Consider the following 11,851-nt stretch of genomic DNA (forward strand, 5'->3'; position numbering starts at 1 on the left):
AAACACGCTGACTGGCATCTTTACTGTGCCTTTTGACATTCGTTTTTCCGGCTAAGATTATTCCAGCCTGTTTCCAGTATAAGTGTTTCATATTAATAAAGAGACAGGGCACTCATTGAGCGCCCTGTTTGTTGTAAGGAAAAGTGACAGATTTGTGAATCAGTCCGCGTCATACCCCAGATTCGGTGCCAGCCAGCGCTCAACTTCGGTAACGCTCATACCTTTACGGCGGGCATAATCTTCAACCTGATCGCGCTGAATTTGTGCTACAGCGTAGTACTTGCTGTCCGGGTGGCTGAAGTACCAACCCGAAACCGATGCACCGGGCCACATGGCGAAAGATTCTGTGAGTTTCATGCCAGTGTGTTTTTCCACTTCCAGCAGCTCCCAGATGGTGGCTTTTTCCGTATGTTCCGGGCAGGCCGGATAGCCCGGTGCCGGACGGATGCCCTGGTAGTTTTCGCGGATCAGCTCTTCGTTGCTGAGGTTCTCGTTCGGCGCATAGCCCCAGTAGACTTTACGCACACGCTCATGGAGATACTCCGCAAAGGCTTCGGCTAAACGGTCGGCAAGCGCTTTCACCATGATTTTGTTGTAATCATCGTGCTGCGCTTCAAAGGCATCAGCCAGTGCGTCCTCTTCCAGCCCGCCAGTCACGGCAAATGCGCCGATGTAATCTGCTTTACCAGAAAGCTTCGGCGCAACGAAGTCAGCGAGACAGTAGTTAGCGAAGCCTGTTTTTTCGGTCTGTTGACGCAGATGGTGGCTGACGTTGATCACATGGGTACGCGTTTCGTCACGGTAGATTTCAATGTCATCGCCCACACGGTTTGCCGGGAACAGGCCCACCACGCCACGCGGATTCAGCGTTTTCTCGGCGCTTAATTTATCCAGCATGTCGTTGGCGTCTTTAAACAGCCGCTGCGCCTCAACGCCCACCACTTCATCTTCCAGAATGCGCGGATACTTCCCGGCCAGCGACCAGGTCATAAAGAACGGTGTCCAGTCGATGTAATTACGCAGCGTTTCGATGCTGGCTTCGACTTCCTGCACGCCGAGACGGTGCGCCACCGGCGGCGTGTAAGCCTGCCAGTCAAAAGCGAAGTCGTTATCGCGCGCCGCTTCCAGCGTGACCGGTGGTGTGCGCGGTTTCTTGCGCCCGTGCTGAATACGTACGGTTTCGTACTCCTTGCGGGTACGAGCGACAAAATCATCACGCTGGGTATCGGAAAGCAGCGCCGCCACCACACCAACGGTACGCGAGGCATTCTGCACATACACCGTCGGGCCGCTGTAGTTCTGCTCGATTTTCACCGCCGTGTGCGCTTTTGAGGTCGTCGCGCCGCCAATCAATAGCGGAATAGTGAAGCCCTGACGCTCCATCTCTTTCGCCACGTTAACCATCTCGTCCAGCGACGGCGTGATAAGCCCCGAAAGGCCAATCAGATCAGCATTCACTTCTTTAGCGGTACGGAGAATTTTTTCCGCAGGCACCATAACGCCGAGATCGACAATTTCGTAGTTGTTACATTGCAGCACCACACCAACGATATTTTTACCGATGTCGTGGACGTCGCCCTTCACGGTGGCGATCACCATCTTGCCGTTGGTTTTGCCCTGCTCTTTGCTGGCTTCAATAAACGGTTCGAGGTAGGCCACCGCCTGTTTCATGACGCGCGCCGATTTGACCACCTGTGGCAGGAACATTTTGCCTTCGCCAAACAGATCGCCGACCACGTTCATGCCGTCCATCAACGGGCCTTCAATCACTTCAATCGGGCGCGTAGCCTGCTGGCGGGCTTCTTCGGTATCCTGCTCGATAAACTCAGTAATGCCTTTGACCAGCGAGTATTCCAGACGTTTATTCACTTCCCACGAGCGCCACTCCGCCTGCTGGGCGTTAGCGGTGTCGTCGGTTTTGCTGCCGCGATATTTCTCGGCAAGCTCCAGTAAACGCTCAGTGCCATCATCGCGACGATTAAGAATCACATCTTCCACCGCGTCGCGCAGTTCAGCGGGCAGGTCGTCGTAAATCGCCAGCTGCCCGGCATTGACGATCCCCATATCCATGCCATTGCGAATAGCGTAGTAGAGGAACACTGCGTGAATGGCTTCGCGCACCGGATCGTTGCCACGGAATGAGAAAGAAACGTTAGATACGCCGCCGGAAATCAGCGCGTGCGGCAGTTCGCGTTTGATGTCTTCGCAGGCGCCGATAAAGTCCTGCGCATAGTTGTTGTGCTCTTCAATGCCGGTTGCGACCGCGAAGATGTTCGGGTCGAAGATGATATCTTCTGGCGGGAAGCCAACCTCTTCGGTGAGGATTTTGTACGCCCGACGGCAAATCTCGATTTTCCGTGCGCGGGTATCGGCCTGTCCCTGTTCGTCAAAGGCCATTACCACCACTGCCGCACCGTAACGACGCAAGAGCTTCGCGTGATGGATAAAGGCGTCGACGCCCTCTTTCATCGAGATAGAGTTAACAATGCCTTTGCCCTGGATACACTTCAGACCTTTTTCAATGACATCCCATTTTGAAGAGTCGATCATAATCGGCACGCGAGCGATATCCGGTTCACCGGCAATCAGATTGAGAAAACGCACCATCGCCGCTTCGGCGTCGAGCATCCCTTCATCCATGTTGATATCGATAATCTGCGCGCCGTTTTCCACCTGCTGGCGGGCCACATCCAGTGCCTCGCTGTATTTCTCTTCTTTGATCAGGCGCTTGAACTTAGCGGAACCGGTGACGTTGGTGCGTTCACCCACGTTCACAAACAGGCTATCTTCACCAATGTTCAGCGGCTCCAGGCCGGACAAACGGCAGGCTACGGGGATTTCCGGCAGTTTGCGCGGCGCTAATCCTTCTACTGCACGACTCATCGCTGCAATATGTTGTGGCGTGGTGCCACAGCAGCCGCCGACGATATTGAGAAAACCCGCTTGCGCCCATTCACGTATCTGTTTTGCCATCGTGTCGGCGTCGAGATCGTACTCACCAAAGGCGTTGGGTAGCCCGGCGTTCGGGTGCGCGGTGACGTAGCATTCCGCAATCCGTGACAGCTCCTGCACGTACTGGCGCAGTTCATCGGGCCCCAGCGCACAGTTCAGGCCAAAGGTCAGAGCTTCGGCGTGGCGCAATGAGTTGTAAAATGCTTCGGTGGTCTGCCCGGAGAGCGTGCGCCCGGAGGCGTCGGTGATGGTGCCGGAGATCATAATCGGCAGCTCAACGCCCAGCGCTTCAAACTCCGTTTTCACCGCAAAAACCGCCGCTTTGGCGTTAAGGGTGTCGAAAACGGTTTCAATCAGGATCAGATCCGCGCCACCTTCCACCAGCGCTTTGGTGGACTCTCGATAAGCCGCCACCAGCCCGTCAAAAGTGATATTACGAAATGCCGGATCATTTACGTCCGGAGAAATAGACGCCGTGCGGTTGGTCGGGCCGAGAACACCGGCAACGTAGCGCGGTTTCTCCGGCGTGCGCGCGGTCCACTCATCAGCACAAGCTCGCGCCAGTTTCGCCGCCGCAAAGTTGATTTCCGCCGACAGGGATTCCATCTGGTAATCCGCCATCGCAATGGTCGTGGAGTTGAAGGTGTTGGTTTCGATGATATCCGCGCCCGCTTCAAAGTAGGCGTTGTGGATAGCGGCGATCACTTCCGGTTTGCTGAGCACCAGCAGGTCGTTGTTGCCTTTGAGATCGCATGGCCAGTCGGCAAAGCGTTCACCACGAAAATCGGCTTCGTTCAGTCGATAGCTCTGGATCATGGTGCCCATACCGCCGTCCAGCACCAGAATACGTTCATTTAACTGCGCACGCAGTTGTTCCACTTTGCTGCTCACACTTGCTCCCGACACGCTCAACCCAGATTTAATAAAAATTCAACAAACCATACTGGCATAAACGCATCTGTGGTAAAAGCGACCACCACGCAACATGAGATTTGTTCAACATTAACTCATCGGATCAGTTCAGCAACTATTGCATTAGCTAACAATAAAAATGAAAATGATTTCCACGATACAGAAAAAGGAGGCTGTCATGGTCGCACCCATTCCCGCGAAACGCGGCAGAAAACCCGCCGTTGCCACCGCACCAGCGACTGGACAGGTTCAGTCTTTAACGCGTGGCCTGAAATTACTGGAGTGGATTGCCGAATCCAATGGCAGTGTGGCACTCACAGAGCTGGCGCAACAAGCCGGGTTACCCAATTCCACGACCCACCGCCTGCTAACCACGATGCAACAGCAGGGTTTCGTGCGTCAGGTCGGCGAACTGGGACATTGGGCAATCGGCGCACATGCCTTTATGGTCGGCAGCAGCTTTCTCCAGAGCCGTAATTTGTTAGCGATTGTTCACCCTATCCTGCGCAATTTAATGGAAGAGTCTGGCGAAACGGTCAATATGGCGGTGCTTGATCAAAGCGATCACGAAGCGATTATTATCGACCAGGTACAGTGTACGCATCTGATGCGAATGTCCGCGCCTATCGGCGGTAAATTGCCGATGCACGCTTCCGGTGCGGGTAAAGCCTTTTTAGCCCAACTGAGCGAAGAACAGGTGACGAAGCTGCTGCACCGCAAAGGGTTACATGCCTATACCCACGCAACGCTGGTGTCTCCTGTGCATTTAAAAGAAGATCTCGCCCAAACGCGCAAACGGGGTTATTCATTTGACGATGAGGAACATGCACTGGGGCTACGTTGCCTTGCAGCGTGTATTTTCGATGAGCACCGCGAACCGTTTGCCGCAATTTCAATTTCCGGACCGATTTCACGTATTACCGATGACCGCGTGACCGAGTTTGGCGCGATGGTGATTAAAGCGGCGAAGGAAGTGACGCTGGCGTACGGTGGAATGCGCTGACTTTTTCTGGCGGGCAGAGGCAATATTCTGCCCATCATACCTGAGTGGCAATAGAATAAGGGTGTCTGTTAATCGCATTGACGCCAAAATAACTTAATGTCATACACTTCACACACTTTTATTAACTCAGCATTATTTTTAAACATCAAACCACTTAATCATTAACAAAATCGCAAGATCTCATTCCACCGAAACTTTTACGGCTGCATTATGAGATTGAGCGATTTATGATATTTCTTTAGTTGTAATCATATTAAATTTTTTCACTGTTCTGATAGTTAAAATTCAAGACATCAATAAACAATGAGATATTTAAATGATTACTCGCATCCCTCGTAGTTCTTTCTCTGCAAATATTAATAATACAGCCCAGACAAATGAACACCAAACCCTGAGTGAATTGTTTTATAAAGAACTCGAGGATAAATTTTCTGGCAAGGAGCTGGCGACGCCTCTATTAAAAAGCTTCTCAGAGAACTGTAGACAAAATGGTCGTCATATCTTTAGCAACAAGGATTTTGTCATTAAATTTTCCACGTCCGTCTTACAAGCTGATAAGAAAGAAATTACGATAATTAATAAAAACGAAAACACGACACTTACTCAAACCATTGCCCCAATATTTGAAGAATACCTAATGGAAATTTTACCTCAACGCTCAGACACTCTTGATAAACAAGAATTAAACCTAAAATCAGATAGAAAAGAAAAAGAATTCCCAAGAATTAAACTTAATGGTCAATGTTATTTTCCGGGGCGACCCCAAAACCGTATAGTATGCCGACACATTGCTGCACAATATATTAATGATATTTATCAGAATGTTGATTACAAACCCCATCAAGATGATTACTCTTCAGCTGAAAAATTTCTCACGCACTTCAACAAAAAATGCAAAAACCAGACTTTGGCGTTGGTTTCCAGCCGTCCTGAGGGGCGTTGCGTTGCTGCCTGCGGTGATTTCGGGCTAGTTATGAAAGCATATTTTGACAAGATGGAATCAAATGGCATCAGTGTTATGGCAGCCATATTACTGGTGGATAACCATGCTTTGACGGTCCGGCTAAGAATAAAGAACACAACTGAAGGATGTACCCATTACGTGGTTTCGGTTTATGATCCTAATGTAACTAACGATAAAATAAGAATTATGAGCGAAAGCAAAGAGGATATTAAACACTATTCTCTGATGGATTTTATGAATGTAGATTATAGCCTCCTGAAATGGTCAAATGATCATGTTATTAACCAATCTGTTGCAATAATTCCAGCACTTCCGAAAGAACAGCTATTGATGTTAAAAGGATCTGTGGATGAAATAACCCCTCCATTATCACCAGCAACGATGAATTTGCTAATGGCAATTGGTCAGAATCACCAACTTACACAACTGATGATTCAGCTCCAGAAAATGCCAGAACTACATAGAACAGAAATGTTGACTGCCTATAATAGTGGACATATGAACGTTATTAATACTATTTTTAACGCATTACCCACTCTGTTTAATACGTTTAAATTCGATAAAAAAAATATGAAGCCCCTCCTCCTGGCAAATAATTCTAATGAATATCCCGGTTTGTTTTCAGCGATACAGCATAAACAACAAAATGTTGTAGAGACGGTTTATCTTGCTTTATCTAACCATGCACGCCTGTTTGGATTTACCGCTGAAGATATTATGGATTTTTGGCAACACAAAGCCCCACAAAAATACTCTGCCTTTGAGTTGGCTTTTGAATTGGGTCACCGGGTTATTGCTGAATTAATCCTTAATACATTAAATAAGATGGCTGAAAGCTTTGGCTTTACGGATAACCCTCGATACATTGCGGAGAAAAATTATATGGAAGCTTTACTCAAAAAAGCATCTCCCCATACCGTACGCTAAATCTTTGCCTGCGCCGATACGCATAAACATCTTCCACATGCCCTTCACGTATGCGGTTTTGTAGTGCGCGCCAGTAATCAGCGCGGAACAGGTCGGCGTGCATCTCTTCAAACAGCGGACCAATACGCGGGTCGGCGCATAGCCAGTGGCGAAACTCTTCCGGGAAAACATCGCCCGGCGAGACGCTGTACCACGGTTCGCTGGCAAGTTCGTCTTCCGGATAGCGCGGCGGCGGGATGTCGCGGAAATTCACTTCCGTCATGTAGCAAATTTCATCGTAATCATAAAAAACCACACGCCCGTGACGGGTGACACCGAAGTTTTTAAACAGCATGTCGCCAGGAAAAATGTTAGCAGCGGCAAGCTGGCGAATAGCGTTACCGTATTCTTCAATGGCGTCGCGCAACTGCTGACCTTCCACTTGTTCCAGCCAGATATTGAGCGGCACCATCCGCCGCTCGATATAGAGATGGCGAATTACAATCTGCTCACCAAGATCGGTGATTTTTTCCGCTGCTTCCTGGAGCAGTAATTCCATTAATGCCGGGGAAATATGCCGCTTCTCCAGCACAAAGTTTTCAAACTCCTGGGTGTCCGCCATTCGGCCCACACGGTCGTGCTCTTTCACCAGTTGATAGCAGGCACGAACGTGAGCGGCAGACATCTCTTTCTGCGGCGCGAACTTGTCTTTGATGACTTTGAATACCCGATCAAAGCCCGGCAGCGTAAATACCAACATCACCATTCCACGAATACCCGGCGCTTCAATGAACTGCTCATTACAGCCCTGTAGATAAACGAGATATTCGCGGTAGCTTTCGGTTTTGGCGTGCTTCTGGCAGCCGATAGCCATATACAATTCAGCGGTGGTTTTACCCGGCAGAATTTCCCGTAGCCACTCGACCAACGCTGCGGGCAGCGGCGCGTAAACCATAAAATAAGAACGCGCGAAGCCAAAGACGATGCTCGCTTCGGCGGTGGTCGTCAGGCAGGTATCAATAAATAACTCGCCATCGTCCGTCTGGTGGATCGGCAGCAAAAAGGGCAATGTGCCGGAAGACGTGATCAGTTTGCCCACCAGCCAGGCGGCTTTATTGCGGTAAAACAGTTCGTTCGCCACCTGTAAATGACTTTCCGCGAGGTTGTCTGTCCCCAGCGTTTCCGTCAGATGGCGAATGATGTAATGAATGTCACGGCTTTTATTCTGCCAACGCAGACGCAGCGGCAGGTCGCTGATAACGCGCATCAGCAGAGATTCCCAGCCGTGATCGGGGTGAAAGTCTTTCGCCAGCGGGCGCGGAATAGTACGAAAACGGCGCTCTGGCTGGGAGCTAAAGATAAAAAGCCGCTCGGGAGTAAGCGAGCGGTGGTCAAATAACCGACAGTACACGGAGTTAAAAAAGCTCTCCGCAATCTCGAAGCGCGGGTAATCCGGCAACAGCCGCGTGTAATGCTCTTTAACGCGCAGTAAAAATGCCGCGTCCGTACTTTGGCCGTTAGTAATGCAGCGCAGTTGCTCCACGACCAGACCAACGTGATGATCGTAAAGATGGATACGGTTTTTCATCGCCTGCTGGACAGCATGCCAGTCGGCCTGTTCGAAACGCTGCTGCGCCCCGGAAGTCACTTCGAGGAATCGACCATACTGAGCGTCGAAGCCTTGCAAAATGGTTTGAGCAATCAGTAATTCCAGGCCACGCGGCATTTAGCGCCCTCATCAGGAGCAGAGAATTGCCGGATGCGGCGTAAATGCCTTATCCGGCCTACGTTCGGCAACGGTTGTAGGCATGATAAGACGCGCAAGCGTCGCATCAGGCATCGTGCACCGATTGCCGGATGCGGCGTGAACGCCTTATCCGGCCTACGTTCGGCAACGGCTGTAGGCATGATAAGACGCGCAAGCGTCGCATCAGGCATCGTGCACCGATTGCCGGATGCGGCGTGAACGCCTTATCCGGCCTACAGTCAGCAACGGTTGTTGTTGCTTAGAACTGCGATTCTTCGGTGGAGCCGGTCAGCGCTGTAACCGACGACGTGCCGCCCTGAATAATAGTCGTCACTTTATCGAAGTAACCTGTACCCACTTCCTGCTGGTGAGATACGAAGGTATAGCCATCTTTCGCGGCGGCAAATTCCGGCTGCTGCACTTTCTCAACGTAGTGCTTCATACCCTCGCCCTGGGCATAGGCGTTTGCCAGGTCAAACATGTTGAACCACATGCTGTGGATACCTGCCAGGGTGATGAACTGGAACTTGTAGCCCATATCCGACAGCTGCTGCTGGAAGCTGGCAATAGTTTTGTCGTCGAGGTTTTTCTGCCAGTTGAACGACGGCGAGCAGTTATAAGCCAGCAGTTTGCCCGGATATTTCGCGTGGATAGCTTGTGCAAAGCGACGCGCCAGTTCCAGATCCGGCGTGGAGGTTTCACACCAGACCAGGTCAGCATATGGCGCATACGCCAAGCCACGGCTGATCGCTTGCTCAATGCCCGCATGAGTACGGAAGAAGCCTTCACTGGTACGCTCGCCGGTAATAAATTCGCTGTCATACGGGTCGCAATCGGAGGTGATCAGATCCGCCGCATCAGCATCGGTACGGGCAACCAGCAGGGTTGGAACGCCCGTCACGTCAGCTGCCAGACGCGCCGCGACCAGTTTCTGAATAGCTTCCTGAGTTGGCACTAAAACTTTGCCGCCCATGTGACCGCATTTCTTCACTGACGCCAGCTGATCTTCGAAGTGAACTGCCGCTGCACCGGCTTCAATCATCGCTTTCATCAGTTCAAAGGCATTCAGGACACCGCCAAAACCGGCTTCCGCATCGGCAACGATCGGCAGGAAGTAATCGACATAGCGCGGATCGCCCGGCTCAATGCCCGCGGACCATTGGATCTGATCGGCACGACGGAAGGTGTTGTTGATCCGCTCCACCACAGCTGGCACCGAGTTTGCCGGATAGAGCGACTGATCCGGATACATGCTGGCCGCCAGGTTAGCGTCCGCCGCTACCTGCCATCCCGACAGATAGACTGCTTCAATACCCGCTTTCGCCTGTTGCAGCGCCTGACCGCCAGTCAGTGCGCCGAGGCTGTTGATGTAGCCTTTTTTCGACTCACCGTGCAGCAGACGCCACATTTTCGCTGCGCCCAGTTGCGCCAGCGTGCATTCAGGATTGACTGAACCGCGTAATTTCACCACATCTTCCGCACTGTATGGGCGAGTAATGCCTTCCCAACGCGGTTGAGTCCACTCTTTCTGTAATTCTTCAATTTGTTGTGTACGGGTTTTCATGTGCAGATGCTCCATAGTTATGTGGTGGTTTACGCTAACAGGCGGTAGCCTGGCAGGGTCAGGAAATCAATTAACTCATCGGAAGTGGTGATCTGTTCCATCAAGCGTGCGGCATCGTCAAAACGCCCCTGGGAGAAACGTTCTTCGCCCAGTTCGCTGGCAATGACTTTCATCTCTTCGCCCAGCATCTGGCGGAACAAGGCTTTGGTCACCGGTTTGCCATTGCTCAACGTTTTTTGATGATGGATCCACTGCCAGATCGAGGTACGGGAAATTTCAGCCGTCGCCGCATCTTCCATCAGGCCATAAATCGGCACACAGCCGTTGCCAGAGATCCACGCTTCGATGTACTGCACAGCCACGCGAATGTTGGCGCGCATACCTTCTTCGGTGCGTTCACCATCACAAGGTGCCAGCAGCTGATCGGCAGTAATCGGCGCGTCTTGTTCGCGCATCACTTCAAGCTGATTTTTACGGGAGCCGAGAATGTCGTTGAATACCGCCATTGCCGTGTCCGCAAGGCCTGGGTGAGCGATCCATGTGCCATCGTGACCGTTATTGGCTTCCAGCGATTTATCCGCTTTTACTTTGTTGAGCACCTGGTTATTGTGCTCTTCATCTTTGCTCGGAATAAACGCCGCCATGCCGCCCATCGCAAAAGCACCGCGTTTATGGCAGGTTTTAATCAACAGGCGTGAGTAAGCATTCAGGAATGGTTTATCCATCGTCACTGCCTGTCTGTCTGGCAGGACGCGATCGGGATAGTTTTTCAACGTTTTGATATAGCTGAAGATGTAATCCCAACGACCGCAGTTCAGACCAACAATATGGTCACGCAGCGCGTGAAGGATTTCATCCATCTGGAACACGGCGGGCAGCGTTTCAATCAGCAACGTCGCCTTGATGGTGCCGCGCGGCAGATTAAAGCGATCTTCTGCATAGCTGAAGACTTCGCTCCACCAGGCCGCTTCCTGCCAGGACTGGGTTTTCGGCAGATAGAAATAGGGACCACTGCCCTTTGCCAACAGTGCCTGATAGTTGTGGAAGAAATAGAGCGCAAAATCAAACAGGCTGCCGGGGATTGCCTCACCACGCCAGGTGACATGTTTTTCCGGCAAGTGCAGACCGCGTACCCGACAAATCAAAACCGCTGGATTGGGCTTGAGCTGGTAAATTTTGCCTGCTTCATTAGTGTAACTGATGGTGCCGTTAACCGCATCACGCAGGTTAATTTGCCCGTCGATCACTTTGTTCCAGTCTGGTGCCAGTGAATCTTCGAAATCGGCCATAAAGACTTTCACATTGGCGTTGAGCGCGTTGATCACCATCTTGCGCTCTACCGGGCCAGTTATCTCTACGCGGCGGTCTTCTAAGTCCGCAGGAATCCCGCGAATTTTCCAATCAGCATCGCGAATGGAAGCTATTTCCGAAATAAAATCAGGCAACGTTCCGTTATCAATATCTTGCTGCTGCTGAATGCGCGCTGCCAGAAGTTTATTGCGTTGTGGCGTAAAATGCGTCACCAGCTCAGTCAGAAATTCTACCGCTTCGGCAGTAAGAATTTGCCTCTCCTGCTCGCCATACGGCCTTGTGAAAGCCAGTTCATCGGTTGTTGTTGCCTGTTCAGTCATCGTGCAGCTCCTCGTCATGGATCCGAAAACTTCCCCACTGTGAACGAAGGATCGTTGTGCGCTTTTCGTTCAGCACAACTAAGACTACTCATTTAAAATGCAAAATCAAAAACAATTTCCATTTTAATTAAAAATACTTGATAACTTGTTGATAACAATATGAATAAAATTT

6 protein-coding genes are annotated in these 11,851 nt (G+C 50.9%); 2 read left to right on the top strand and 4 right to left on the bottom strand.

The genetic code is table 11. From position 1 onward, the window contains the following. Positions 1-159: 159 nt before the first annotated feature. Positions 160-3,843 carry a methionine synthase gene (metH, locus tag ACU8XX_RS23000; protein WP_000096011.1) on the bottom strand — a complete coding sequence of 1,228 codons (3,684 nt, stop codon included), beginning with the start codon at positions 3,841-3,843 and terminating at the stop codon, positions 160-162. A 199-nt stretch (positions 3,844-4,042) separates the two neighbouring features. Between metH and iclR the strand changes: the two genes are divergently transcribed. Both iclR and ACU8XX_RS23010 read left to right on the top strand, forming a co-directional pair. Next, positions 4,043-4,867, top strand: coding sequence for a glyoxylate bypass operon transcriptional repressor IclR (gene iclR / locus ACU8XX_RS23005; protein WP_000226403.1), 825 nt, complete (start codon positions 4,043-4,045; stop codon positions 4,865-4,867). A gap of 316 nt (positions 4,868-5,183) precedes the next feature. Next, a complete protein-coding gene (locus tag ACU8XX_RS23010; protein WP_000632890.1) occupies positions 5,184-6,758 on the top strand; it encodes a ShET2/EspL2 family type III secretion system effector toxin in 1,575 nt (524 codons plus the stop codon). Here ACU8XX_RS23010 and aceK read toward each other — a convergent pair. The 3 genes from aceK to aceB form a co-directional block, all read right to left on the bottom strand. Next, complete coding sequence (aceK, locus tag ACU8XX_RS23015; RefSeq protein ID WP_001137223.1) at positions 6,727-8,463, bottom strand: bifunctional isocitrate dehydrogenase kinase/phosphatase; 1,737 nt, start codon at positions 8,461-8,463, stop codon at positions 6,727-6,729. The genes ACU8XX_RS23010 and aceK overlap by 32 nt on opposite strands. Positions 8,464-8,743: 280 nt before the next feature. Beyond that, the gene (gene aceA, locus ACU8XX_RS23020) at positions 8,744-10,048 is read right to left on the bottom strand and encodes an isocitrate lyase (RefSeq protein WP_000857856.1); all 1,305 of its coding nucleotides are present in this window, start codon (positions 10,046-10,048) and stop codon (positions 8,744-8,746) included. 29 nt (positions 10,049-10,077) lie between these two features. Beyond that, a complete protein-coding gene (gene aceB / locus ACU8XX_RS23025; RefSeq protein ID WP_240765309.1) occupies positions 10,078-11,679 on the bottom strand; it encodes a malate synthase A in 1,602 nt (533 codons plus the stop codon). Positions 11,680-11,851 lie beyond the last annotated feature (172 nt).

It is taken from the genome of Escherichia sp. MAL-1 (genome assembly GCF_052948035.1).